This window comes from Mycobacterium sp. 852014-52450_SCH5900713, assembly GCF_001667075.1.
GTDB lineage: Bacteria > Actinomycetota > Actinomycetes > Mycobacteriales > Mycobacteriaceae > Mycobacterium.
Map to the genome: position 1 here is coordinate 119,354 of NZ_LZIL01000078.1, position 25,527 is coordinate 144,880.

At 68.0% G+C, this 25,527-nt stretch carries 20 protein-coding genes; 10 read left to right on the plus strand and 10 right to left on the minus strand.

Annotation, left to right across the window (positions count from 1 at the left end; genetic code table 11):
* Positions 1–30 precede the first annotated feature (30 nt).
* Both A5773_RS23650 and A5773_RS23655 read left to right on the plus strand, forming a co-directional pair.
* The gene (locus tag A5773_RS23650) at positions 31–627 is read left to right on the plus strand and encodes an LppP/LprE family lipoprotein (protein ID WP_066952947.1); all 597 of its coding nucleotides are present in this window, start codon (positions 31–33) and stop codon (positions 625–627) included.
* 40 nt (positions 628–667) lie between these two features.
* Complete coding sequence (locus tag A5773_RS23655) at positions 668–4,075, plus strand: TM0106 family RecB-like putative nuclease (protein ID WP_067792883.1); 3,408 nt, start codon at positions 668–670, stop codon at positions 4,073–4,075.
* Positions 4,076–4,089: 14 nt separating this feature from the next.
* Here A5773_RS23655 and A5773_RS23660 read toward each other — a convergent pair whose 3' ends face one another.
* Entirely contained in the window at positions 4,090–6,057 is a 1,968-nt protein-coding gene (locus tag A5773_RS23660) for an MFS transporter (protein WP_082948367.1), read from the minus strand.
* Positions 6,058–6,269: 212 nt separating this feature from the next.
* Between A5773_RS23660 and A5773_RS23665 the strand changes: the two genes are divergently transcribed.
* From A5773_RS23665 to A5773_RS23680, 4 genes are all read left to right on the plus strand, one after another.
* Positions 6,270–7,049: a hypothetical protein gene (locus tag A5773_RS23665; protein ID WP_066952941.1), complete on the plus strand. Its 780-nt coding sequence runs from the start codon at positions 6,270–6,272 to the stop codon at positions 7,047–7,049.
* 186 nt (positions 7,050–7,235) lie between these two features.
* Positions 7,236–10,964, plus strand: coding sequence for a multifunctional oxoglutarate decarboxylase/oxoglutarate dehydrogenase thiamine pyrophosphate-binding subunit/dihydrolipoyllysine-residue succinyltransferase subunit (locus A5773_RS23670; RefSeq protein ID WP_067792889.1), 3,729 nt, complete (start codon positions 7,236–7,238; stop codon positions 10,962–10,964).
* An 88-nt stretch (positions 10,965–11,052) separates the two neighbouring features.
* Entirely contained in the window at positions 11,053–11,880 is an 828-nt protein-coding gene (locus A5773_RS23675) for an SDR family oxidoreductase (RefSeq protein WP_066952937.1), read from the plus strand.
* A gap of 53 nt (positions 11,881–11,933) precedes the next feature.
* Positions 11,934–12,785, plus strand: a complete 852-nt coding sequence (locus A5773_RS23680) for an SDR family oxidoreductase (protein WP_066952935.1) — start codon at positions 11,934–11,936, stop codon at positions 12,783–12,785.
* Positions 12,786–12,793: 8 nt separating this feature from the next.
* Here the strand turns inward: A5773_RS23680 and A5773_RS23685 are convergent, their stop codons facing one another.
* From A5773_RS23685 to A5773_RS23695, 3 genes are all read right to left on the minus strand, one after another.
* Positions 12,794–13,663 carry a glycine betaine ABC transporter substrate-binding protein gene (locus A5773_RS23685; RefSeq protein WP_067261983.1) on the minus strand — a complete coding sequence of 290 codons (870 nt, stop codon included), beginning with the start codon at positions 13,661–13,663 and terminating at the stop codon, positions 12,794–12,796.
* Positions 13,660–14,859, minus strand: coding sequence for an NADP-dependent malic enzyme (locus A5773_RS23690; protein ID WP_066952931.1), 1,200 nt, complete (start codon positions 14,857–14,859; stop codon positions 13,660–13,662). Before A5773_RS23690 ends, A5773_RS23685 begins: the two co-directional genes overlap by 4 nt.
* 74 nt (positions 14,860–14,933) lie before the next feature.
* A complete protein-coding gene (locus A5773_RS23695) occupies positions 14,934–15,923 on the minus strand; it encodes a malate dehydrogenase (RefSeq protein WP_067792892.1) in 990 nt (329 codons plus the stop codon).
* Positions 15,924–16,117: 194 nt separating this feature from the next.
* Here A5773_RS23695 and corA point away from each other — a divergent pair, with 194 nt between their 5' ends.
* Positions 16,118–17,221 carry a magnesium/cobalt transporter CorA gene (corA, locus tag A5773_RS23700; RefSeq protein WP_066953044.1) on the plus strand — a complete coding sequence of 368 codons (1,104 nt, stop codon included), beginning with the start codon at positions 16,118–16,120 and terminating at the stop codon, positions 17,219–17,221.
* A gap of 8 nt (positions 17,222–17,229) precedes the next feature.
* Here the strand turns inward: corA and A5773_RS23705 are convergent, their stop codons facing one another.
* The 6 genes from A5773_RS23705 to A5773_RS23730 are packed head-to-tail and all read right to left on the minus strand — an operon-like array spanning position 17,230 to position 22,767.
* The gene (locus tag A5773_RS23705; protein ID WP_067792894.1) at positions 17,230–17,823 is read right to left on the minus strand and encodes a suppressor of fused domain protein; all 594 of its coding nucleotides are present in this window, start codon (positions 17,821–17,823) and stop codon (positions 17,230–17,232) included.
* Positions 17,824–17,825: 2 nt separating this feature from the next.
* Entirely contained in the window at positions 17,826–18,998 is a 1,173-nt protein-coding gene (locus tag A5773_RS23710; RefSeq protein ID WP_067792897.1) for an ABC transporter ATP-binding protein, read from the minus strand.
* Positions 18,999–19,002: 4 nt separating this feature from the next.
* Positions 19,003–19,845, minus strand: a complete 843-nt coding sequence (locus tag A5773_RS23715; RefSeq protein WP_067793070.1) for a carbohydrate ABC transporter permease — start codon at positions 19,843–19,845, stop codon at positions 19,003–19,005.
* The gene (locus tag A5773_RS23720; RefSeq protein WP_066952921.1) at positions 19,835–20,743 is read right to left on the minus strand and encodes a carbohydrate ABC transporter permease; all 909 of its coding nucleotides are present in this window, start codon (positions 20,741–20,743) and stop codon (positions 19,835–19,837) included. The genes A5773_RS23715 and A5773_RS23720 overlap by 11 nt, the downstream gene beginning before the upstream one ends.
* Positions 20,744–20,801: 58 nt before the next feature.
* Positions 20,802–22,184 (minus strand): extracellular solute-binding protein, encoded by a 1,383-nt coding sequence (locus tag A5773_RS23725; protein WP_369817402.1) that lies wholly within the window; start codon positions 22,182–22,184, stop codon positions 20,802–20,804.
* Positions 22,185–22,239: 55 nt separating this feature from the next.
* Positions 22,240–22,767 carry a general stress protein gene (locus A5773_RS23730; RefSeq protein ID WP_066952917.1) on the minus strand — a complete coding sequence of 176 codons (528 nt, stop codon included), beginning with the start codon at positions 22,765–22,767 and terminating at the stop codon, positions 22,240–22,242.
* Positions 22,768–22,927: 160 nt separating this feature from the next.
* Here A5773_RS23730 and A5773_RS23735 point away from each other — a divergent pair, with 160 nt between their 5' ends.
* The 3 genes from A5773_RS23735 to A5773_RS23745 all read left to right on the plus strand — a co-directional run bounded on the left by A5773_RS23735 (position 22,928) and on the right by A5773_RS23745 (position 25,458).
* Positions 22,928–23,548, plus strand: coding sequence for a DUF4190 domain-containing protein (locus A5773_RS23735; RefSeq protein WP_066952915.1), 621 nt, complete (start codon positions 22,928–22,930; stop codon positions 23,546–23,548).
* Between the two features lie 69 nt (positions 23,549–23,617).
* The gene (locus A5773_RS23740) at positions 23,618–24,925 is read left to right on the plus strand and encodes a magnesium transporter MgtE N-terminal domain-containing protein (RefSeq protein ID WP_066952913.1); all 1,308 of its coding nucleotides are present in this window, start codon (positions 23,618–23,620) and stop codon (positions 24,923–24,925) included.
* The gene (locus A5773_RS23745; protein WP_067792903.1) at positions 24,922–25,458 is read left to right on the plus strand and encodes a DUF1003 domain-containing protein; all 537 of its coding nucleotides are present in this window, start codon (positions 24,922–24,924) and stop codon (positions 25,456–25,458) included. The genes A5773_RS23740 and A5773_RS23745 overlap by 4 nt, the downstream gene beginning before the upstream one ends.
* Positions 25,459–25,527 lie beyond the last annotated feature (69 nt).

Here is a 25,527-nt window from a genome sequence, read left to right on the forward strand (position 1 = left end):
TGTCACACCTGCGCGCGCGATGACGGTACGGTGCGCGATGTGTGGTCGATACCCCGCCGTACCGAGCCACTGACCGGCTCGGCCGCTCTCGCGTTGATCGCCATGACGTTGACCGGCTGTGGTTCGGGAGACTCCACGGTCGCGAAGACGCCGCAGGCTACGACGACTACGGACACCCCGTCCATCACCGCCCCGGCTCAGCCCTCCGGCGCCGCCGCACCGCCCGGCAGCACCGCGCCGGCGGACCCATGCGCGATCAACCTCGCCTCCCCCACGATCGCGAAGGTGGTCTCTGAGCTCCCGCGCGACCCGCGCAGCCAGCAAGGCTGGAACCCCGAGCCACTGGCCGGCAACTACAACCAGTGCGCCCAGCTGTCGGCGGTGATCATCAAGGCCAATACCAACGCCGTCAATCCCACCACCCGGGCGGTGCTGTTCCATCTCGGGCAGTTCATCCCGCAGGGGGTCCCCGACACCTACGGGTTCAATGGCATCGACGCGTCGCAAACCACCGGCGACACGGTGGCGCTGACCTACCCCAGCGGCATCAACGGGTTGAACACCGATGTGCGATTCCACTGGAACGGCAACGGCGTGGAGCTGATCGGTAACGCACCGGGTCACTGAGCCTCCGTTTCCGTCAGTCCCCTCACCTACAGTTGCTGCTGTGTTCGTCACCGGCGACAGCATCGTGTACAGCGCGTCGGACCTCGCCGCCGCAGCCCGCTGCGAGTACGCCCTGTTGCGGGATTTCGACGCGAAGCTGGGCCGGGGACCCGCCGCCACGGTCGAGGATGATTTGCTCGCGCGGACCGCGGTCCTCGGGAACGAGCACGAGCGACGCGAATTGGACCGGCTACGCGAGAAGTTCGGTGATGGCGTTGCGGTCATCGGCCGCCCGGCCTACACGCTCGCCGGCCTCGCGGCGGCCGCCGAGGCAACCCGGCGCGCCATCGCCGGCGGCGCGCCCGCGGTGTATCAAGCCGCCATGTTCGACGGCCGCTTCCTCGGCTTCGCCGACTTTTTGGTGCGAGACGACGAGCACTACCGAGTGATCGACACCAAGCTGGCCCGTTCGGCCAACGTCACCGCGCTGCTCCAGCTGGCCGCCTACGCCGACGCGCTGGCCGCCTCCGGTGTGCCGGTGGCCCCCGAGGCCGAACTGCACCTGGGCGACGGGACGGCGGCGCGCTACCGCGTCCGCGACCTCGTTCCCGTCTACCGCTCCCAGCGCGCCCGATTGCAGCGGCTCCTGGACGAGCACCACGCCGGGGGCGCCGCGGTTCGCTGGGATGACGAGGGCGTGGGCGCCTGCTTGCGTTGCCCGTTGTGCACCGGGCAACTGCGGGCCACCGACGACCTGCTGCTGGTCGCCGGCATGCGAGTGGGCCAGCGGGACAAGTTGATCGACGCCGGAATCACCACGGTGTCCGAGCTCGCCCGGCACACCGGCCCGGTACCGGAGATCGCGTCCGGCACACTCGGCAAACTGACCGCCCAGGCGAGCCTTCAAGTTCGCCAACGCGAAACCGGCACACCGCTTTTCGAGATCGTCGACCCGCAGCCGCTGACGCTGCTACCCGAACCGGACCCGGGCGACCTGTTCTTCGACTTCGAGGGCGACCCGCTGTGGACCGTCGACGGACGGGAGTGGGGTTTGGAATACCTGTTCGGCGTCCTGGAAGCGGGGCCGGCCGGCGGCTTTCGCCCCTTATGGGCGCACAACCGGGTGGACGAACGCAAGGCCCTGACCGATTTCCTGGCGATGGTGGCCAAGCGCCGCAAGCGCCGTCCGAACATGCACATCTACCACTACGCGCCGTACGAGAAGACCGCGCTGCTGAAGCTCGCCGGCCGCTACGGGGCCGGCGAGGACCAGGTTGACGAATTGCTGCGCAGCGGAACGCTCGTAGACCTTTACCCGTTGGTACGCAAGAGTATTCGCGTGGGCGCGGAATCGTTCAGCCTGAAGGCGCTGGAACCGCTCTACATGGGAGCGCAGCTGCGGGCCGGCGACGTGACCACGGCCACCGGTTCGATCACCTCCTACGCGCGGTACTGCGAACTGCAGGCCGACGGCCGACGCGACGAGGCCGCCTCCGTGCTCAAGGAGATCGAGGACTACAACCACTACGACTGCCGCTCGACCCAGGAACTGCGTAACTGGTTGATGTTGCGCGCCTACGAATCCGGCGTCGTACCGGTCGGCGCCCAGCCCGTGCGGGGCGGCAACACCGTCGAGGACCACGACCAGTTGGCGGTGACCTTGTCGGGGTTCACCGGTGACCCCGCCATCGGTGAGCGCACTCCCGAGCAGACGGCGGTCGCAGTGCTGGCCGCGGCGCGCGGCTACCACCGGCGCGAGGACAAACCGTTCTGGTGGGCCCACTTTGACCGGCTGAACTTCCCCGTCGAGGAATGGGCGGACAACACCGACGTCTTCATCGCGGAGAACGCGTCGCTTGCCGTCGACTGGAACACGCCGCCCCGCGCGCGCAAGCGGCAGCGACGGGTCCGACTGCGCGGTGAGCTGGCACGCGGGGAGCTGGTGGCCGACGTCTTCGCGCTCTACGACCCGCCGGCCCCACCGGGGATGTCCGACGATCCCGACCGGCGGGCGGCCGGACGCGCCACTGTCGTCGAGGCCGACGACCCGGCGCTGCCCACCGAGGTGACCATCGTTGAGCGAGTGGGCAACGACGGCAAGCCATTCCACCAACTCCCGTTCGCGCTCACCCCGGGCCCGCCGATTCCGACGACCGCACTGCGCGAATCGATCGAAACGACGGCCACCGCCGTGGCGGCCGGCTTGCCGCAGCTACCCCGCAACGCCGTCGCCGACATCCTGCTGCGCCGCGCGCCCCGCACGCTCAGCGGGACCGCGCCGCCGCGTGGCACCGACACCGCAGCCGACATCGCCGCCGCGGTACTGGATTTGGATTCGTCGTACCTGGCAGTGCATGGACCGCCGGGCACCGGCAAAACACATACCGCCGCCCGCGTGATCCAGCGCCTGGTCACCGTCCACGGCTGGCGCGTCGGCGTGGTCGCGCAGTCGCATGCCGCGGTGGAGAACCTGTTGGACTGCGTCATCGACGCCGGGCTGGAGCCGGCGCGGGTGGCGAAGAAACGCAATGACCACAACGCCCCGCGCTGGCAGGAGATCGACGGCGGCGCTTACGCCAGTTTCATCGCTGACACCGCGGGCTGCGTGGTGGGCGGAACCGCATGGGATTTCGCCAACGCCAATCGGGTCCCGCGCGACAGCCTGGACCTGCTGGTGATCGACGAGGCGGGCCAATTCTGTCTGGCCAACACCATCGCCGTGGCGCCGGCCGCGGCGAACCTGTTGCTGCTCGGCGACCCCCAGCAGCTGCCGCAGGTCAGCCAGGGAACCCATCCCGACCCGGTTGACACGTCCGCCCTCGACTGGCTGGTGGACGGCCAGCGCACGCTGCCCGACGAACGGGGCTATTTCCTGGACCTGTCGTACCGGATGCACCCGGCGGTGTGCGCCGCGGTGTCCGCCCTGTCCTACGAGGGCAGGCTGCGTTCCCACGAGTGCACCGCCGCCCGACGCCTGGCCGGATACCGGCCCGGCGTCCGGACGCTCACCGTCGGGCACCACGGCAACTCGACGGAGAGCCCCGAGGAGGCGGAAGCGATCGCCGCCGAGATCGATCGACTGCTCGGAACACCGTGGACCGATGAGCACGGCACCCGGCCCCTGACCGCTTCCGACGTGTTGGTGCTGGCGCCCTACAACGCCCAGGTGGCGCTGCTGCGCCGCCGGTTGACCGCCGGCGGGCTCGGCGAGGCCCGGGTTGGCACGGTCGACAAGTTCCAGGGCGGGCAGGCGCCGGTGGTGTTCATCTCGATGACGGCCTCTTCCGCGGACGTGGTGCCGCGCGGAATGTCGTTCCTGCTCAACAGGAACCGGCTCAACGTCGCCATCAGCCGGGCTCAGTTTGCGGCGGTTATCGTGCGCTCGGGGTCGCTGACCGAGTACCTGCCCACCACGCCCGCGGGGTTGATCGACCTGGGCGCATTTCTGGCGCTGACGCAGCGGACGTGACAACCGGCCCGGGCCTAGTTGCCGGACGAGTGGCGACCGTAACCGGTCGGGTCTTCGTCGGCATCGCGGCGGTGCCGATGACCGCGCGCCGAGCCGTTCTGCGGCCGCGGGGGCGGCGGCGCGGGCCGATCGCGGGGGGCGGACCGGTAGGCGCGCGCAGACAGTTCGGTTACCGGACGGAACCGCTGACGGGCGTCGACATGGGAGCCGTTGTGCGCGAAACCGATTGGGCCACCGTTCGGAACGGGGTCGTCGCGCCGGCTGTGCCATGCCGACGGCGGGCGCGGGCGGGCGGGACGATCGGCCGGAGTCCCGGCACCGCTTGCGCGCCCGTACGCCGCGCGCGATGCGGGGGCGGCCTCCGGTTCACCAAGGATGAATTCGACGTAGTCGTCGTCGTCATAATCATCGCCAACCAAATCGCCCACCCCGGGCGGCCCGCCGGCCGCGGCCGACGGAACGTAACCGATCAAGAACAAGGCGGCCACGATCCCGAACAGCGCAATGAACGCGGGCAACAGCACCGATTGCGACATGGCGGCCGCGAACGGGTCGCGCAGGAACTCGGGCAGTTGCAGCGTGGCGGGCGCCTCCTCGCCGACACCGCCGGACGGCTGCGGCGGCATCTCGGCGCCGATCCGTGCGGTCATGAACGCGGCCATGCCGGCGCTTCCGAGCACCGCGCCGAGCTGGCGGACGGAGTTGTACACGGCGGAGCCCGCGCCGGCCAGGCGCGGCGGCAGGTTGCGCGTCGCGGTGGCGGTCAGCGGCGACCACACGAACGCCATCCCGACGCCCGACGCAAAGAACGGCAACACCAGCCGCCAGATCGGCGTCGCCGGTGACATCTCGAAGGTGAGCCAGGTCAGCGCTATCGCCAGCACCGAGAAGCCGAACCCGAGGACCGGCCGTGGATGGTATTTGTCGACCATCCTGCCGACGAACGGGGCGAACACACCGTTGGCGATCGCCATCGGCGCGATCAGCAGGGCCGAGCGCGTCGGCGACAGCCCGCACACGGCCTGCGCGTAGAACGTCAGCGGCAGCATCATCGCCGTCGCGGCGAACGAGACGATGGCCACCCCGACGTTGCACAGGCCGAAGTCGCGGTCGCGGAAGATCACCAGGGGAATCAGCGGCTCGTCGGTGTTCATCGACTGCCAGAACACGAACACCGTCATGAACCCGGCTCCGGCGACCAGCATCGCCCAGATCCACGGCTGCCAGTGCGCGGCCTGGCCCTGTTGCAGCCCGAACACGATCAGGAAGATCCCCACGCCGGACAGCGCGACGCCGACCACGTCGAACCGGTGCGACTGGGTGGGCAGCACCGGCACCAGCCAGTACGCCAGCGCGAGCCCGGCCACGCCGATGGGGACGTTGACGAAGAAGATCCACTGCCACCCCAGCCCGTCGACCAGCACGCCGCCGGCCAGCGGGCCCACCAGGCTGGCGACCCCGGCGGTGGCTCCCCAAAGGCTCACCGCGACGCCGCGCCGCTCCGCCGGGAAGATCCGGGTGATCGTCGACAAGGTCTGCGGGGTGAGCACCCCGGCGCCGACTCCCTGCACCACCCGGGCGGCGATCAGCATGGCGGCGCTGCCCGACAGCCCGCACCACACCGAGGCGACGGTGAACACCACCAGACCGATCAGGTACAGGTTCTTGGGGCCGAATCGGTCACCGAGCCGCCCGGCCACCAGCAACACGACCGCATAACCCAGCAGGTAGGCGCTGGTCACCCAGACCACGGTGTCGTAGCCGATGTGCAACTTGGTCATGATCGTCGGGTTCGCGATGGCGACGATGGTCGAGTCGACCATGATCATGAAAAAGCCGATCATCATCGCCCAGAGCGCGTTCCGGGGCTTCTGGGATTGCGGGGAATTCTGGGTGAGGAAGTTCCAGCGCTTGGTGAGGTGGGCTGGGTTCGGCGCAGCGCGCCGGGTCATCCCGGACGACGGAGGCGTCGCCGCGGTCATCTACCCACCTCGTTTCAGCTTCCGTGGATGGCCGGCTGCACGGGGCCGTCTCGTCGGCGGGCCCGGACCGTCACGGACATCCAGCCTGCATTATGGCCGCTGACGCAATTGAGGGCAGCGACTGACCCGATCCGGGTACATCACGCGAAGGTTTCGTGCGTTCTGCAGCGCGCAGGTTAGCCTGGTAGGACGCCATTTGCAGGAGAGGCAAGATGCGGGCCCGACGGAAGCGGTCTTCGAACCGGTTTTTTAGCATGTCGCACGCGGAGCAGGCGCCGACGCCCACCAACGGCCGGCCCAAGACGTCCGCGCGGGCTTTGGCCCAGGTCATCGAGCGGAGCTCGCGGATCCAAGGACCGGCGGCCGAGGCCTATGTGTCCCGGCTGCGCAACGCGCACCCGAGCAGCAGCCCGGCCGACATCCTCGCCAAGCTGCAGAAGCGCTACGTGGGCATGGTGACGGCCAGCGGCATGGCGGTGGGCGCGGCGGCGACGATCCCCGGCATCGGCACCTTGAGCGCGCTGTCTGCCGCCGCGGCGGAAACGGTGACGTTCCTGGAGGCCACCGCGTTCTTCGTGTTGGCCGTCGCGGTGGTCTACGACATCCCCGCCGATCACCGGGAACGCCGCCGCGCCCTGGTGCTGTCGGTGCTAGTCGGCGACAACAGTAAGGAAGCGGTCACCCAACTGTTCGGCCCGAGCCGCACCAACGGTGGCTGGATTTCCGAGAGCGTGGCCGCCGTGCCACTGTCGTCGATCTCAGGGCTGAACTCGCGATTATTCAAGTCGTGGGTCAAGCGGTACGCGCTGCGGCGCGGCGCCCTGGTGTTCGGCAAACTGCTCCCGGTGGGCATCGGGGTCGTCGTCGGGGCCGTGGGCAACTACTTCGCGGGCAAGAAGATCGTCCGCAATGCCGACCGGGCATTCGGCGCCGCGCCCGTGCGGTGGCCGCGCGCCCTGCACCTGGTGCCGCCGTTCCACGAAGCCGGCTAGCGCCCCCTCCGGACCCCGTCTCCCTGGCGAATTGCTGGCGAAAGGTTAGCCTTTATAGGGCGGGAAACGTGGAGCATCGCCACGACTGTGACATGCTGCACAATCCGGGGCCCGAGAAACGTACAGGCGCCGTGCAAGAGCTGTGTAAGCGCTTGCAGGACAGAGGAATTGAGGCGAACAGCGGTCGTGAGCAACATAAGTTCACCATTCGGGCAGAACGAATGGCTGGTCGAGGAGATGTACCGCAAGTTCCGCGATGACCCCTCGTCGGTGGATCCGAGCTGGCACGAGTTCCTAGTCGACTACAACCCCGAGCCGACCAACGACTCGGCTTCGAGCGCCCCGGCCGCCGGCGACGGCCGCGCCGCCGCGAGCGCCCCGCAAGCACAACCCGCGCCGGTCGCCCAGCCGTCCGCCCAGACCGCGGCGCCGGCCCAACCGGCCGCCGGCAACGGTGCCGCCAGCGTCCCCGCGGCAGCACCGGCCAAAGCCAAAGCCCCGACTCCCCCGCCCGCGGAAGGCGACGAGTTGCAGACGCTGCGCGGCGCCGCGGCCGCCGTCGTCAAGAACATGTCAGCCTCGCTGGACGTGCCGACCGCCACCAGCGTCCGGGCCGTCCCGGCCAAGCTGATGATCGACAACCGCATCGTCATCAACAACCAGCTCAAGCGCACCCGCGGCGGCAAGATCTCCTTCACCCACCTGCTGGGCTACGCGCTGGTGCAGGCGATCAAGCAGTTCCCGAACATGAATCGGCACTACGCCGAGGTCGACGGCAAACCCACCGCGGTCACCCCGGCTCACACCAACCTGGGCCTGGCCATCGACCTGCAGGGCAAGGACGGCAAGCGTTCGCTGGTGGTGGCGGGCATCAAGGGTTGCGAGACGATGCGCTTCGCGGAATTCGTCTCCGCGTACGAGGACATCGTGCGCCGGGCCCGCGACGGCAAGCTGACCGCCGAAGACTTTGCGGGCGTCACGATTTCGCTGACCAACCCGGGCACCATCGGCACGGTGCACTCGGTGCCGCGGCTGATGGCCGGCCAGGGCGCCATCATCGGCGTCGGCGCGATGGAATACCCCGCCGAGTTCCAGGGCGCCAGCGAGGAGCGCATCGCCGAGCTGGGAATCGGCAAGCTGATCACGCTGACCTCGACGTATGACCACCGGATCATTCAGGGCGCGGAATCCGGGGACTTCCTGCGCACCATCCACGAGATGCTGCTGTCGGACGCGTTCTGGGACGACATCTTCCGCGAACTGGGCAACCCGTACCTGCCGGTGCGGTGGAGCACCGACAACCCGGACTCGATCGTCGACAAGAACGCCCGGGTGATGGAGTTGATCGCGGCCTACCGCAACCGCGGCCACCTGATGGCCGACATCGACCCGCTGCGGCTGGACGGCAGCCGATTCCGCAGCCACCCCGACCTGGAGATCCTCAACCACGGGCTGACGCTGTGGGATCTGGACCGGGTGTTCAAGGTCAACGGCTTTGCCGGCTGCGAGTACAAGAAGCTGCGCGACGTGCTGGGCCTGCTGCGCGACGCCTACTGCCGCCACATCGGCGTGGAATACACCCACATCCTCGAGCCCTCGCAGCAAGAGTGGCTGCAGCAGCGCGTCGAGACCAAACATGTCAAACCGACGGTGGCCGAGCAGAAATTCATCTTGAGCAAGCTGAACGCCGCCGAGGCATTCGAGACGTTCTTGCAGACGAAATACGTTGGGCAGAAACGGTTCTCGCTGGAGGGCGCCGAGAGCGTGATCCCGATGATGGACGCGGCGATCGACCAGTGCGCCGAGCACGGCCTCGACGAAGTAGTCATCGGGATGCCGCACCGCGGGCGGCTCAATGTGCTGGCCAACATCGTCGGCAAGCCGTACTCGCAGATCTTCAGCGAGTTCGAGGGCAACCTCAACCCGTCGCAGGCGCACGGCTCCGGTGACGTCAAGTACCACCTCGGCGCCACCGGCGTCTACCTGCAGATGTTCGGCGACAACGACATTCAGGTCTCCTTGACCGCCAACCCGTCGCACCTCGAGGCCGTGGACCCGGTGCTCGAGGGCCTCGTCCGGGCCAAGCAGGACCTGCTGAACCGCGGCGCGCACGACGATGGGGACGAGAAGGCCTTCTCGGTGGTGCCGATGATGCTGCACGGTGACGCCGCCTTTGCCGGCCAGGGCATCGTCGCCGAGACGCTGAACATGGCGGACCTGCCCGGTTACCGGGTCGGCGGCACCATCCACATCATCGTCAACAACCAGATCGGCTTCACCACCGCGCCGGAGTATTCGCGGTCCAGCGAATACTGCACCGACGTCGCCAAGATGATCGGCGCGCCGATCTTCCACGTCAACGGCGACGACCCGGAAGCCTGCGTGTGGGTGGCACAGCTGGCCGTGGACTTCCGGCAGAAGTTCAAGAAGGACGTCATCATCGACATGCTGTGCTACCGCAAGCGCGGCCACAACGAAGGCGACGACCCGTCGATGACCAACCCCGCCATGTACGACGTCGTCGACACCAAGCGTGGGGTCCGCAAGAGCTACACCGAGGCCCTGATCGGCCGCGGCGACATCTCGCTGAAGGAGGCCGAGGACGCGCTGCGCGACTACCAGGGCCAGCTGGAACGGGTGTTCAACGAGGTCCGGGACCTGGAGAAACACGGCGTCCAGCCGAGCGCATCCGTCGAGGCCGACCAGATGCTTCCTGCGGGCCTGTCGACCGCGGTGGACAAGGCGTTGCTGTCCCGCATCGGTGACGCGTTCCTCGCCCTGCCGGAGGGCTTCAGCCCGCACCCGCGGGTGCAGCCGGTGCTGGAAAAGCGCCGGGAGATGGCCTACGAAGGCAAGATCGACTGGGCCTTCGGCGAGCTGCTGGCGCTGGGTTCGCTGGTGGCCGAGGGCAAGCTGGTACGGCTTTCCGGCCAGGACACCCGGCGCGGGACCTTCTCCCAGCGGCATTCCGTGATCATCGACCGCAACACCGGCGAAGAGTTCACCCCGCTGCAACTGCTGGCCACGAACACCGACGGGACGCCCACCGGCGGCAAGTTCCTGGTGTACGACTCACCGCTGTCGGAGTACGCCGCCGTCGGATTCGAATACGGCTACACCGTGGGCAACCCGGACGCCCTGGTGCTGTGGGAGGCGCAGTTCGGCGACTTCGTCAACGGCGCGCAGTCGATCATCGACGAGTTCATCAGCTCCGGCGAGGCCAAGTGGGGCCAGCTGTCCAACGTGGTGCTGCTGCTCCCGCACGGCCACGAAGGTCAGGGCCCCGACCACACCTCCGGCCGCATCGAACGCTTCCTGCAGCTGTGGGCGGAGGGTTCGATGACCATCGCGGTGCCGTCGACGCCGTCGAACTATTTCCATCTCCTGCGCCGCCACGCACTCGACGGGGTTCAGCGGCCGCTGATCGTCTTCACGCCGAAGTCGATGCTGCGCAATAAGGCCGCCGTCAGCGACGTCAGGGACTTCACCGAGATCAAGTTCCGCTCCGTGCTCGAAGAGCCGACCTACGAGGACGGCATCGGTGACCGCACCAAGGTCACCAGGATCCTGCTGACCAGCGGCAAGATCTACTACGAGCTGGTGGCGCGCAAGGCCAAGGACAACCGGGACGACGTCGCGATCGTGCGCATCGAGCAGCTCGCCCCGCTGCCCAAGCGCCGGCTCAACGAGACGCTCGACCGCTACCCCGGCGCCAACGAGTTCTTCTGGGTGCAAGAGGAGCCGGCCAACCAGGGTGCCTGGCCGCGGTTCGGCCTCGAGCTGCCCGAACTGCTGCCCGACAAACTGACCGGGCTCAAGCGGATCTCGCGCCGGGCCATGTCGGCCCCGTCGTCGGGCTCGTCGAAGGTGCACGCGGTCGAACAGCAGGAGATCCTCGACACCGCGTTCCGCTAGACGGGGCGGTCCCGCAATACCCGCCGGTACGAGTGACCGCTGGTACCGGCTAGCCTCGACGCAAACGAGCCGACAAGGAAGGGTGCTCATGCAGGGGTTCGCCGGCAAGGTGGCCGTGGTGACGGGCGCGGGTTCGGGCATCGGACGGGCGCTGGCCGTTGAGCTGGCCCGCTCGGGCGCCAAGGTCGCGATCAGCGACGTCGACGTCGAAGGCCTGGCCGAAACCGAGGCGCAGCTGAAGGCGATCGGTGCCGAGGTCAAGTCGGACCGGCTCGACGTGACCGAGCGCGAGGCTTTCCTGGCCTACGCCGACGCGGTCAAGGAGCACTTCGGCAAGGTCAACCAGATCTACAACAACGCCGGCATCGCCTTCACCGGTGACGTCGAAGTCAGCCAGTTCAAGGACATCGAACGGGTGATGGACGTCGACTTCTGGGGCGTGGTCAACGGCACCAAGGCATTCCTGCCGCACCTGATCGCCTCCGGCGACGGCCACGTCATCAACGTCTCCAGCGTGTTCGGGTTGTTCTCGGTGCCCGGGCAGGCGGCCTACAACTCGGCCAAGTTCGCGGTCAGGGGATTCACCGAGGCGCTGCGACAGGAAATGGTGGCGGCCGGACACCCGGTGGCGGTGACCACGGTCCACCCCGGCGGCATCAAGACCGCGATCGCCCGCAATGCCACCGCCGCCGAGGGGCTCGACCAGGCCCAGCTGGCCAGCCTGTTCGACAAACGGCTCGCCAAGACCAGCCCGCAACGAGCCGCCCAGATCATCCTGGAGGCCGTGCGCAAGAAGAAGGCCCGGGTCCTGGTCGGCACGGACGCCAAGGTGTTGGACGCCTTGGTGCGGCTGACCGGCCCCGGATATCAGCAGCTCTTCGGGCCCGTCATGGGCCGGCTGATGCCCAAGCAGTGATGGCCGCCGGTAACGGATAGCCTGACGCAGCACGCCATCACGAGGGAGTACGCATGCATGGGTTCGCCGGCAAGGTCGCTGTGGTGACCGGCGCGGGTTCGGGGATCGGCCAGGCATTGGCGCTCGAACTGGGGCGCGCGGGTGCCAGGCTCGCGATCAGCGACGTCGGCGTCGACGGTCTCGCCGAGACCGAGGCGCAGTTGAAGGCGATCGGAACGGAAGTCAAGGCGGATCGGCTCGACGTGACCGAGCGCGAGGCTTTTCTGGCCTACGCGGACGCGGTCGGCGAGCATTTCGGGCGGGTCAACCAGGTCTACAACAACGCCGGCATCACGTTCGTCGGATCCATCGAAGACAGCCGGTTCGAGGACATCGAACGGGTGATGGACGTCGACTATTGGGGCGTCGTGAACGGCACGAAGGCATTCCTCCCGCACCTGATCGCCTCCGGCGACGGCCACGTCATCAACGTCTCGAGCGCGCTCGGTCTGTTTTCGGCTCCCGGCCAGGCGGCGTACGTTTCCGCCAAGTTCGCGGTACGCGGATTCAGCGAGGCGCTGCGACAGGAGATGGTGCGGGCCGGCCATCCGGTGCGGGTCACGACGGTGCACCCGGGCGGGGTCAAGACGGGGTTCGCCCGCAACGCCATCTTCGCCGACGGGCTCGACCAGGACGGCCTGGCCGAGAAGTTCGAGGAACAGCAGGCCAAGACCACACCACAGCGGGCGGCCCAGATCATCCTGGGCGCCGTGCAGAAGAACAAGGCCAGGGTGCTGGTCGGACCGGACGTGAAGGCGATGGACCTGGTGGTTCGGCTGACCGGTTCGAGACCTGAGCGGCTGCTGGGCGGGCCGGTCATGGCACGCGTGCAGCAGGTGGTACACCAGCTCATGCCCAAGCGCTGACGCCCGCCTTACCGCCCCAGCGGATGCTCCGCCAACCACCCGCCGGCGACCGCCTGCGGGTCGGCTCCACCGGCCACCTGGCGGCGCATGTCGACCAGGGCCGCCGTGTCCAGCACGCCGGCGACCTCGTTGATCGCCAGCAGCTGCCGATCGCTCAGCGCGTTGCGGCGATACAGCGGCACCACGTTCTCGGCCCGGATCAGAGCGGGTTTGCCGTCGACGAGCGTGACGAGGTCGGCGGGGAGGCCGGGGTCGGCGGTCGTCGTCCACCCCGCGGTCAGCTGCCCGGCCCGAACCGCGGCGAACATCGTTGCCTCATCGGGCAATTCGCGCGGAGCGGGAAGCCGGCAGGTGCCCACGCTCGACGGGGCCCGACGGCCGGTGACGGTGCCCACGACCAGGCCGGCGCAGTGCTTCGGCAGCGTGCTCAAGTCGGCGCTGACATCGCTGCCGCCCCACGCCTTGGCGGTGGCTCCCGTCACCAGCAGCACGGGTTTGTCTTCCGCGGCGGTCGTATAGTCGCCCGCGGCGACTCCCTCGGGCAGCGCGGCCACCATCGCGCGGTAGACATCCGCGTCGGAGATCGCCACCGTGCCGGGCTGCAAACTCTCCAGCTTGCGGCCGGTCAGGGCCGGGACGACAGTGAACGCGCCCGAGTCCAGGCGCGCCATCGGATCGTCGGCGGTCTCGGCGCGCGCCGCGAAACCGTAGGACCGCAGCGCGGCCACGTAGACGCCGGCCAGCAGCGCCGACTCGGGATCCGTCCCGGAGCCGACCACCAGTTCCGGACGGGCGCGGTGGTCGCCGGTGTCGGTCCCGCAACCCGCCACAACGAGTAGGGCGGCGAGCAGCGGCACCGCCAGCCAGCCGGTCCTCACCCCGCGATGTCTGCGGGGTCCGCGGCCAGGGCCACCGCCGTGGCGACCGCATCCCCGACGCGCAGGTCCAGCGGGCTCGGGACGATCCGGTCGAACGCCAGGTCGTCGCTCACGACCGAGAAGATCGCCTCGGCCGCGGCGACCATCATCTTTTCCGTGATCCGGCGCGCCCCGACATCCAGCGCCCCCCGAAAAACGCCGGGGAAGGCCAGCACGTTGTTGATCTGGTTGGGGAAGTCGCTGCGGCCGGTGGCCACCACCGCGGCGTACTTGGCCGCCACCTGCGGATGGATCTCCGGATCGGGGTTGGACAGCGCGAAGACGATCGCGTCGGGCGCCATCGTGGCGATCATCTCCTCGGGCACCACACCACCCGAGACCCCGAGAAACAGATCGGCGCCGCGCAGCGCTTCCGCCATGCTTCCCGTGAGACCGTCAGGGTTCGTGCGCTGCGCCAGAACACTCTTCACGCTGTTCATGTCGCCGCGCCCGGTGTGCAGGATCCCCCGCGAATCCAGCACGGTGATGTCGGAAACACCCATCGCCAGAAGGAGATTCGTGCACGCGACACCCGCTGCCCCGGCGCCGGAAACCACTACCCGCAGCGACGTCATGTCGCGGCCGAGCAACTTGGTGGCGCCCATCAGTGCGGCCAACGCGACGATCGCCGTCCCGTGCTGGTCGTCGTGCATCACAGGGCAGTCCAGCGCTTCGATGACGCGCCGTTCGATCTCGAAACAGCGCGGAGCGGAGATGTCCTCGAGGTTGACCGCGCCGAACGTCGGGCGCAGGCGCACCAGGGTTTCGACGATCTCGTCGGGATCCTTGGTGTCCAGCACGATCGGGATCGCGTTCAGCCCGCCGTACGCCTGAAACAGGGCGCACTTGCCCTCCATCACCGGCAGCGACGCGGCGGGGCCGATGTCGCCGAGGCCCAGCACGGCGCTGCCGTCGCTGACGACGGCGACCAGCCGGTTCGCCCACGTGTACCGGGCGGCCTTGGCGCGATCGGCGGCTATCGCGCGACTGACCTGCGCCACACCCGGGGTGTAGGCGATCGACAATGCCCGCTGGGTGTCCAGGGGGGCCGTCAGGCCTACGGAAAGCTTGCCGCCTACGTGTGCCTCGAAGATCTCCGCGTCGGTGATCGCGCCCTGTTCGGCGCGTATCTGTATCGATTCAATCAACTCGGACACGCGCCCCAGGGTACTGACTACCGATTAGTAGGCCTAATCTGCGCGGGGTGACGTTTCGCGACGGCCGGGTGGCGTCAGATCAGTTTCAGCTCGGTCACCGCGTTGCGCTCGTCGACCAGCTCGGCGGTGGTCTTGTCGATGCGGCTGCGGGAGAAGTCGTCGATCTCCAGCCCCTGCACGATCGACCAGTTGCCGTCCTTGGTGGTCACCGGGAACGACGACATGATTCCCTCCGGCACGCCATAGGAGCCGTCGGAGTAGACCGCCATCGACACCCAGTCACCGTCCGGGCTGCCCAGCAGCCACGAGCGGGCGGCGTCGATGGTCGCCGACGCGGCCGAGGCGGCCGAGGAGGCACCGCGCGCGTCGATGATCGCCGCGCCGCGCTTGGCCACGGTCGGGATGAAGTCGTTCTCGATCCAGTTCTGGTCACCAACGACCTCCGCGGCGTTCTTGCCGCCCACCTCGGCGTGGAAGATGTCGGGGTACTGGGTGGCGGAGTGATTGCCCCAGATCGTCATCTTCTTGATGTCGGTGACCTTCGCGCCGGTCTTCTTGGCCAGCTGCGATATGGCCCGGTTGTGGTCCAAACGGGTCAGCGCCGAGAACCGTTCCTTCGGGATGTCGGGCGCGTTGCTCAGCGCGATCAGCGCGTTGGTGTTGGCCGGATTGCCGGTCACGCCGATGCGGATGTCGTCGGCGGCGACGGAGTTCAGCGCCTTGCCCTGCGCGGTGAAGATCGCGCCGTTGGCCTCCAGCAGGTCGCTGCGCTCCATGCCCGGGCCGCGCGGGCGGGCGCCGACCAGCAGGGCGAGGTTGGCGCCGTCGAAGATCTTGTTCGCGTCCGCACCGATCTCCACCCCGGACAGCAGCGGGAACGCGCAGTCGTCCAGCTCCATCACGAGGCCCTCGAGCGCCTTGAGCGCCGGCTCGATCTCGAGCAGCCGCAGCTCGATCGGGCGGTCGGGGCCCAGCAGTGCACCGCTCGCCAGGCGGAACAACAGGCTGTAGCCGATCTGGCCGGCGGCGCCGGTGACGGCGACCTTGAGAGGACTTGCGCTCACGTCGAAATGCTCCTTGTGGAGATAGTCATGCAGATTCGGGTCTCGGCACGAAACTAGCGCACCCCTCTCGGCTGCCAACCTCCGGTCCGACACCCGGCCCACTCCGCCGCGCTCCGATCGGCGCGCTTTGCGAAGCCAGGGCGCGTAGCATGAAGCACCGCCCGGTCAGACCTGCGCAGCGATCGGAGGTGGATGTGTTCCAGGGTTTTGACGCATTGCCCGAAGCGCTTCGGCCGCTCGCCCACGAGCCGCGTCCGCCGCATCCCGATCCCCCACCCCACTCCCCCAACGAGACGTTGGTCGACTGCGCCGTCTACGCCGACGGCCACCGGCTGCCCGGGAAATTCAGCTACGCCGCGGCCCGGGACAAGGTGCGCCAGATCGAAATGCTCGGACACGAAGCGTTCGTCTGGGTCGGCCTGCGCGAACCCGACCAAACCGAGATGCAGGACGTCGCGGACGTTTTCGGGCTGCACCCGTTGGCCGTCGAGGACGCGGTCTGCGCGCATCAGCGGCCCAAGCTTGAGCGGTACGACGACACGGTGTTCCTTGTCTTGAAGACCGTTACCTACGTCGCGCACGAATCGGTGACGAAGGCCCGCCAGATCGTCGAAACCGGCGAGATCATGGTCTTCGTTGGCAAGGACTTCGTGGTCACCGTCCGCCATGGTGAACACGGCGGGCTATCGGAGGTGCGCAAGCGCATGGAAGCCGACCCGGAGCAGATGCGCCTGGGACCGTACGCGGTGATGCACGCCATCGCCGACGACGTGGTCGACCATTACCTCGAGGTGAGCGGCCTGGTCGAGTCCGACATCGACAGCATCGAGGAGGTGGCGTTTGCGCCGGGCCGCAAGCTCGACGTCGAACCGATCTATCTCCTCAAACGCGAGGTCGTCGAACTGCGCCGGTGCGTCAACCCGCTGTCCGGCGCGTTCCACCGAATGCAGGTAGAAAACAAGGACCTGATCTCCAAAGAAGTGCGGCGCTACCTGCGCGACGTCGCCGACCACCAGTCCGAGGCCGCGGACCACATCAACAGCTACGACGACATGCTCAACTCGCTCATACAGGCGGCATTGGCCCGTGTGGGCATGCAGCAGAACTCCGATATGCGCAAGATATCGGCCTGGGCCGGCATCGTCGCGGTGCCGACCATGTTCGCGGGCATCTATGGCATGAATTTCGAGTTCATGCCTGAGCTGAAGTGGCACTGGGGCTATCCGGTGGTGGTCGGGATAATGGCCACCGCGTGCCTGACCCTGTACTTCAGCTTCCGCAGGCTCAACTGGCTCTAGCCGCTCGATCAATTAGGTTGCGCGGCAGAGCGATTCGGGTTCAGTACATCGACGCCGTCGTTCTGCCACGCCTGTCGCATGGCTTCGGCGCCCTTCAACCGCACCCACGCCGCTTCGGTCGCGGTGATGGGAGTCGCCGCGAGGAATCGCACCGGGTCGCGGGGCGGTTCCAGCGGTAGATCGTCGATGTCGCTGGGGCCCAACAACACCGCGGTGAACGGCACTCGCCCCGCGGGTCGCGTCCACAGCGGCGAGCCGAGATCGACCAACGCGTCGGCGGTCAGCACCAACCCCTCGACGGCCGGTGTCGCGGCCAATACCGCCAGGCTGCGGGCAATTCCGCTGACCGGCCCCGGATTCCGCAGGCTCAGCACGACTTCGGCGCGCGGGCCCCGCGTCCGGTCATCGACGATCTGTGTCGGGTCGGTCATCGGATAACGCGAACAGCCCAGCGACACGTAGTGCAGCAGCCCGTCGGTCCCGCGGAAGCGCAGTACCTCAATGGGTTCGGTGCCCAGGAATGTCACGCTCGCCGAATCGGGCTCGGCGCCGGCGAAATGGCGGCGCAGGTGGGCCCGCACCCGGTCCAGGATCCCACTCACCGCTACCCAGACGCCGCGTTGGTCAGGTTCGCCCCGGTGCCGGGGTCGAAAACGGCGAGCTTCGCGGTGTCGAACGCGAGCTCGAGAGACTGCCCCATTGCCGCTTTGGACTCCGTGGGAACCCTTGCCACGAACTGGTTTTCGTGTGCGTGGGCGGCGGCGGCCAGCTCGTCGAGCTGGGCTGAGTGCGCCGCCCACCCCGCGGTGGAAAAGTAGACGAACTTGTCGGCACCCAGCGACTCAACCAAGTCCACCTTCACCTCGAAGGTGAGCGCCCGGATGCGCTGGTATCCATCGATCAAAGCGGCGTCGTGCAGATGCTCGGGCCGTACCCCGACGATGACGTTCTCCGGCGCGGGGTGCCGGGCGATCGCCCGTTGCACTTCCGGTGTCACCACCACTTCCCCGAACGGCAGCGTCAGCCCGGTGGGCGTCAACGTGGCCGGGAAGAAGTTCATGGCCGGCGAGCCGATGAACCCCGCGACGAACAGGTTGGCGGGATGTTCGTAGAGCTCGTCGGGGGTGCCGATCTGCTGCGCGACGCCGCCGCGCATCACCACCACCCGGTCTCCCAGCGTCATGGCCTCGGTCTGGTCGTGGGTGACGTAGACGGTCGTGGTGCCCAGCCGCTTCTGCAGCCGTGCGATCTCGCCGCGCATCTGGACGCGCAGCTTGGCGTCCAGGTTGGACAGCGGCTCGTCCATCAAGAAGGCTTTGGGGTGGCGCACGATCGCCCGGCCCATCGCGACCCGCTGTCGCTGCCCGCCCGACAACTGGGAGGGCTTGCGGTCGAGCAGTTCAGTCAGGTCAAGGGTTTTGGCGGTCTCCTCGACCTTCTGGGCGATCTCGGCCTTCTTCATCTTGGCCAGCGTCAGCGGAAACGCGATGTTCTGCCGCACGGTCATGTGCGGATACAGCGCGTACGACTGGAACACCATCGCGATGTCCCGATCCTTGGGCGCCTTCTCGTTCATGCGCTCGCCACCGATGCGCAGCTCGCCCGACGAGATGTCCTCAAGGCCGGCAATCATGTTCAGCGTTGTCGTCTTACCGCACCCCGACGGGCCGACCAGAATCAGGAACTCGCCGTCGGCGATGGTGATGCTGAGGTCTTTTACCGGGGTGGCGCCGTCCGGGTAGCTCTTGGTGACATGGTCCAGCACAATCTCGGCCATCGCGCTATCCCTTCACAGCGCCGGAGGTCAACCCGGCGATGATTCTTCGTTGGAAGATTAGAACAAAGAGGACGATCGGGACCGTGATCACGACGGCACCGGCCGCGATCGACCCGGTGGGTTCCTCGAATTGCGAACTGCCACCGAAGTTCGCGATGGCCACCGGGGCGGTGATCGCCGCCTTGGTGGCGGTCAGCGACAGCGCAAGCAGCAGGTCGTTCCAGGCGAAGATGAACACCAGAATCGCCGCGGTGACCACCCCGGGCGCGGCCAGCGGGACGATCACCTTGCGGAACGCCTGGGCCGGTGTGGCACCGTCCATTTTCGCCGCCTTCTCCAGATCCCACGGAATCTCCCGGAAATACGCCGACAGCGTGTAGATGGCGAGCGGCAGAGCGAACGTGATGTAGGGCAGGATCAGCCCGGGCCAGGTATCGAACAGGCCGACGAAGCGTTCGATGTTGAACAGCGGGGTGACCAGCGAGATCGCCGGGAACATGGTGACCAGCAGGGTGGCACCGATCAGCATCCGCTTGCCCGGGAAGTTCAGCCTGGCGATCGCGTAGGCCGCCATCGCGCCGAGCCCCACCGCGATCGCGGTGGTGATCAACCCGATCCCGATCGAGTTGACCAGCGCCGAGCTGAACAAGTCACCGCGGAAGATGCCACGGTAGTTCTCGAGGGACACCGACGACGGAATCAGCTTGCCGTCCTTGACCGTTGACGTCGGCTTGAGCGAGAGGCTGAGGATCCACAACACCGGAACCAGTGCGTACACCACCACCACGGTGTCTAGCAGGACCCAGCCGGCCCAGGCCCGCCCGGGGCCCGCTTTGTTAGCGGCCATCGACGTCACCACCGGGCGCCGCGGCGCCGAACGCCTTGATGTAGACCAGCGCGATGATGCCCACACAGAGGAAGATGAGCACGCTGATCGCCGAGCCCAATCCGACGTTGAACCCCTTGAAAAGGTTGTCGTAACCCAGGATTGACACCGAGTCGGTGTTGTTGGCGCCGTCGGTCAGCACGTAGATGCTGTCGAAGATGCGAAAGGCGTCCAGCGTTCGGAAGAGTAACGCGACCACCACCGCTGGCTTGATGATGGGCAGGGTGATGCGCATCAGCCGCCGCCACGGCCCGGCGCCGTCGACCTGGGCGGCCTTCAGCAAGTCTTCGGGCACCAGCGCCAGCCCGGCCAGCAGGAGCAGCGACATGAAGGGGGTCGTCTTCCAAACCTCGGCCAGGACGACGATGCCGAGCGACGGGATCTGGGCGGTCAGGGGGGCGCTGCCCTGCGGCAGAAGGTTGGCCAGATAGCCGGTTCCCGGCGTCCAAGCGTAGTACCAGCTGTAGGACGCGACCACGGTGACGATGCCGTACGGAATGAGCACCGCGGTGCGCACCAGGCCCCTACCGACCAACGTGCGGTGCATCACCAGTGCCAGCGCCAGGCCCAACACGAACTCGAGCGACACCGAAACCGCTGCTATTCCCAGGGTTACGGCCAGAGCGGTCCACCAATAGCGGTCGGTCAAGATCGTTTGGTAGTTGCTCAACCCGACGAATGCGGTGTCGTTGGGGGTGGCGAGGTTGTTGCGCTGCAGGCTCAGCCACACCGCATAGCCGATCGGGTAGGCCGTCACCGCCAGCATCAGGATCGCCGCAGGCGCGACGAGCACAAAGGCAAGTCGCCGTTCCGGCAGCTGGTTTCGGGCCCGAGGGCGTGGCGCGGCGGCTACGGTCATCAGCGTCGCTCTCCCCCGCGAGCGGGCGGTACCCCCACTGCATCGTCGCCGGCGCGGGTCACGGCAACAGCCCCTTGCCGTCGATGGCCTTCTGCGCCTGCGCGGTGAGTTCGTCGGCCGTCCGCTCCGGGTCGATTTCGGCGATCGGGCTCAGCACCGCCGACAGCCGTAGCGACAGCGCCTGATACACCGGCGTGGCCGGCCGCACGGCGGCATCGGTGAGCTGTTGCCGAATGATCGTGTACATCGGATATTTGGTCTGGAATTGCGGGTCGGAGTACAACGACGTCCGGACCGCGGGCAGGCCACCCGCCATCGAAACGTATTTCTGGCTCTGCAGGCTGCGCAGGCAGCGCACGGCTTCGAAGGCCTCCGCACGGTGGCGGGTAGTGCTGGCCACGGCGAGGTTCAACCCGCCGAGCGTCACCTTGGCTGGCCGGCCCGGCGCCACACCGGGATACGGCGCGAATCCGAAGACCCGCCGGCTGGCGTCGTAGGCGATGCGGAACTGCTCGTCGCTGGGCACGAACGTCCCGACGTCGTTGATGCTGCCCGCCAGGGCCGGGTCGCGGTTCAGCGGCAGAAAGGGGACACCGCCCTTCACCGCGTTCTCCAGCATGGAGGCCAGCACATACGGCCAGTTGACTTCCAATGCGGCCTTGCCCTGTTCGACCGCCAGGCGCGCCGTGCCTTCATCGGTCCGGCTGATCGACGGGTCGGCCCCGGGGGCGGTACCGACGGACTTGAGGATGCGCAGCGCGTTGACGGTCGCGGCCCGGTGTGCGGGCGTGTCGGTCAGCGTGACCTGGCGGCCGTCCTCGGAGAGCACCTGACCTCCGCCGCTCACCAGCAGCGTGTTGAACCACACAACCAGGCCCTCACCCTCGTTCGCCTGCACGGCGATCCAGGCGGGCTGACCCGCGGCGTGCAACCGGGCGGCCTCGCCCACCATCGCATCCCAGTCCTGCGGCGGTTGGCTCACCAAATCGGGCCGGTACCAAAGCAATTGCGTGTTGGTTATGACGGGTTCGGCATACAGCCTGTGCTTCCAGCGGGCCGTCGCCAGCGGGCCGGGCAACGTGTCAACGGCGGCGTCCGCGTCGGCCCGCCCCTCGGGGTCGTCGGATAACGGCAGCGCCCAGCCCGCCTCGGCGAACTCCGCGGTCCACACCACGTCCAGCGCCATCACGTCCAGCCCGCGGTCATGGGCGCTCAGCCGCCGCGCCAGCTGCACTCGCTGCTCCCCGGGACCCCGCGGCAGGCTCACGTGCTGGACGGTGAACCGTCCCCGCGATTGCCTGGTGCACTCTTGTGACACCGCCGTGAACGTGGCCGAGTCGGTGGCCGGCGTGAAGAAAGTGATCACCAGCCCGTTTCCGGCGGACCCGCAGCTAGAGAGCGCCGCCGTGGTGGTCACCGTCGCCAGCGCGATGACGCCCATCCGGCGCAGGCGCCCGGGACGTTTCACCACCGATTCACACCTCTCGCGCGCGGCCTCAAATCGCTAAGCGCGCCAACAGATCCCGTGCCTTCTCCGCGTTCTGCGGATCGCAGAGCACGTCGTAGCGGCCGGCCACCAGCTGCATGGTCGAGCTGAAATCCCTTGTGCCACGGGCCATCGCGTACGGGACCGCGGAGGTGATCAAACCGAAGAAGACACCGGCGACCAGGCCGGTGGCCAGCGCAGCCCACGGATTCGGGCTGAAGAACCCGAGCACCAGCCCGATGAACAAGCCCAGCCAGGCCCCGCTGAGCACACCGCCGCCGAGAACCTTTGGCCACGTCAGCCGACCGGTCACTCGTTCGACCTGCATAAGGTCGACGCCGACGATGATCACTTGCTGCACCGGGAACTGTTGCTCGGAAAGGTAGTCGACGGCTCGCTGCGCCTCGGCGTAGGTCGGATAGGAGCCGACCGGCCAGCCCTTGGGCGGGGTCGGTAACGAGGGCACGCCGCGCCGGGCGGCCGCCGCACCGGCGGGCGTGGCGCCTGGAACTTGACCGGGCTGGAAAGGACTAGTCATTGGTGCTCATTCTGCTCCGCCCTGGCCGAGGTCACATCTCGGGCCCTCATAGCCTATCCAGCGACCGCACGCCAACCTGCGAAGACAAGACCCCGCGGTCCGCAGGTCCGCGGCGATTCGCCACCAATCCCGCACTTGAGCATCGGCTAGGTTGAACAGCATGACAGCGCCCGGCGATGACTTCGGCGAACGCGCCCACGATGACCAGGCCAAACCGACGCCCGCCGGCAGCGGGGCTCCGGAACAGCCCGAGGCGCCGTGGGAGCCGCCCGCATCGGCGCCGACGCCGGAATATCCGCCCCCGGCCTATCCGCCGCCGGCGTATCCCACCGAGCACCACCCGGGTTACGGGAGCCAATACCCGCCGCCGCCACCCGGATACGGGCAGCCGCCGGGCTACGAACAGCCGCCGGGCTACGGCCCGCCGCCGTACCAGCCGGTGCCTCCGCAATTCGGCGGGCCGCCCGCCGGCTACGGGCCACCGTCTTATCCGGGCGGCTACTACCCCGCGCCGGACTACCTGGGCGGCTACGGGTTGCCGAGCGGACTCAAGCCGGGCACGAACAAGCTCGCTATCGCGTCGCTCATCTCGTCGTTCACCGGTGTGTTCTGCTGCTGCCTCGGCTCGATCGCGGGCATCGTGATGGGAGTGGTCGCGCTCAATCAGATCAAGCGCACCCAGCAGGACGGCTACGGCCTCGCGGTCGCCGGCATCGTCATCGGCGTCGCAACCCTGGTGGTGGGCCTGATCTTCGCGATATTCGCGATGCACTCGCGTTAGCACCATCGCGTAAGCGAGCGAACACCGCCGCCATCTGCCCTGCCGCCCGGCGCTGCCTAGGCTTTCCCCATGGCATCGGTCAACAGGGTCTACATCGCCCGGCTCTCGCGGATGTTGGTGCTGGGTCCACTCGGCGAGTCCTTCGGCCGGATCCGCGATGTGGTGATCAGCATCAGCATCGTGCGTCAGCAGCCGCGCGTGCTGGGGTTGGTCGTCGATTTGGCGACGCGGCGCAGCATCTTCATCCCGATGCTCCGGGTTACCTCGATCGAACCTGAGGCGGTCACGCTCAACACCGGCAGCGTGTCCCTGCGCCATTTCGAACAGCGTCCGGGCGAGGTGCTGGCGATCGGCCAGGTGCTCGACACTCAGGTCAGGGTCAACGACCCCGCGCTGCCCGAGCTGGCCGGTCTCGATGTCGTCGTCACCGACCTGGGCATCGAACAAATGCGCACCCGCGACTGGATGGTGAGCCGGGTAGCGGTCCGCAGTCAGCGGCGGCTGGGCCGGCGCGGCCCCGTGCACGTCGTGGATTGGCAAAACGTGCAGGGCCTCACCCCGTCGGCGCTGGCGCTGCCGGGCCAGGGGGTGGCGCAGCTGCTGAACCAGTTCGAGGGCTGGAAGGCGGTCGATGTGGCCGACGCCATCCGCGGGCTGCCGCCCAAGCGGCGCTACGAGGTGCTCAAAGCGCTCGACGACGACCGGCTGGCGGATGTCCTGCAGGAACTGCCCGAGCTGGACCAGGCCGACGTGCTGTCCGAGCTGGGCACCGAACGCTCGGCCGACGTGCTCGAGGAGATGGATCCCGACGACGCCGCCGACCTGCTCGGCGTGCTGAATCCGACCGACGCCGAGATGCTCCTGACCCGGATGGACCCGGGCGAGTCGGCCCCGGTACGTCGGCTGCTGGCACATTCGCCCGACACCGCGGGCGGCCTGATGACGTCGGATCCGGTGGTGCTGACACCCGACACGTCGGTCGCCGAGGCGCTGGCCCGGGTCCGCGACCCCGACCTCACCCCCGCCCTGTCGTCCATGGTGTTCGTGGTGCGCCCGCCCACGTCCACACCCACGGGGCGGTACCTGGGCTGTGTGCAGCTGCAGCGGCTGCTGCGCGAACCACCGGCGGCGCTGGTCGGTGGGATAGTCGACAACGACCTGCTCACCCTGACGCCGGAAACGCCGCTGGGGGCGGTGACCCGCTACCTGGCCGCCTACAACCTGGTGTGCGGACCGGTCCTCGATGACCAGAACCACCTACTGGGCGCGGTGACGGTGGACGATCTTCTCGATCACCTGTTGCCGCACGACTGGCGGGTCGATGTGCAGGCGCTCGACGTCACCGGCCGGCTCGAAGAACTGGGAGGATCCGCGTGAGCACGTCCTCGACCCCGCGCCGGCTCTACACCCCGCGGACGTCGCGCAGGTACTCGCCTCGCCTCGACCCCGAGGCCGTCGGCCAGATCACCGAGTCGATCGCACGCTTCTTCGGCACCGGCCGCTACCTGCTGGTGCAGACCATCCTCGTGGTGGCCTGGATTGCGCTGAACCTGTCCGCGGTGAGTCTGCGGTGGGACCCGTACCCCTTCATCCTGCTCAACCTGGCCTTCTCCACGCAGGCCGCCTACGCGGCGCCGCTGATTCTGCTCGCCCAGAATCGTCAGGAAAATCGCGATCGGGTCGCGCTCGAACAGGATCGCCATCGCGCCGCGCAGACCAAGGCCGACACCGAGTTTCTGGCCCGCGAACTCGCAGCCGTGCGACTGGCGGTCGGTGAGGTCGTGACCCGCGAATATCTGCGTCACGAGCTCGAGGACCTACGCTCGCTGCTGGCGAATTTGGACATCGAATCCGAGGGCTTTGAGGCGGCGCAGGGCGGTGACAGCGTCGACCGAAACGCAAGGAAATAGGGGCGTAATCAGTTCCGACCATTGCGCCACTCTGGTCACAAGAGTTATGTATGGTGATCTAGTTCACGG

What these genes read in the sequence shown, in the direction of transcription:
- A5773_RS23675 (WP_066952937.1), top strand. Translation starts at nt 11,053, where the DNA reads ATGCAGGGGTTCGCCGGCAAGGTGGCCGTGGTGACGGGCGCGGGTTCG.
- A5773_RS23735 (WP_066952915.1), top strand. Translation starts at nt 22,928, where the DNA reads ATGACAGCGCCCGGCGATGACTTCGGCGAACGCGCCCACGATGACCAG.
- A5773_RS23715 (WP_067793070.1), bottom strand. Translation starts at nt 19,845, where the DNA reads ATGGCCGCTAACAAAGCGGGCCCCGGGCGGGCCTGGGCCGGCTGGGTC.
- A5773_RS23660 (WP_082948367.1), bottom strand. Translation starts at nt 6,057, where the DNA reads ATGACCGCGGCGACGCCTCCGTCGTCCGGGATGACCCGGCGCGCTGCG.
- A5773_RS23665 (WP_066952941.1), top strand. Translation starts at nt 6,270, where the DNA reads ATGCGGGCCCGACGGAAGCGGTCTTCGAACCGGTTTTTTAGCATGTCG.
- A5773_RS23740 (WP_066952913.1), top strand. Translation starts at nt 23,618, where the DNA reads ATGGCATCGGTCAACAGGGTCTACATCGCCCGGCTCTCGCGGATGTTG.
- A5773_RS23725 (WP_369817402.1), bottom strand. Translation starts at nt 22,184, where the DNA reads ATGGGCGTCATCGCGCTGGCGACGGTGACCACCACGGCGGCGCTCTCT.
- A5773_RS23710 (WP_067792897.1), bottom strand. Translation starts at nt 18,998, where the DNA reads ATGGCCGAGATTGTGCTGGACCATGTCACCAAGAGCTACCCGGACGGC.
- A5773_RS23720 (WP_066952921.1), bottom strand. Translation starts at nt 20,743, where the DNA reads ATGACCGTAGCCGCCGCGCCACGCCCTCGGGCCCGAAACCAGCTGCCG.
- A5773_RS23680 (WP_066952935.1), top strand. Translation starts at nt 11,934, where the DNA reads ATGCATGGGTTCGCCGGCAAGGTCGCTGTGGTGACCGGCGCGGGTTCG.
- A5773_RS23730 (WP_066952917.1), bottom strand. Translation starts at nt 22,767, where the DNA reads ATGACTAGTCCTTTCCAGCCCGGTCAAGTTCCAGGCGCCACGCCCGCC.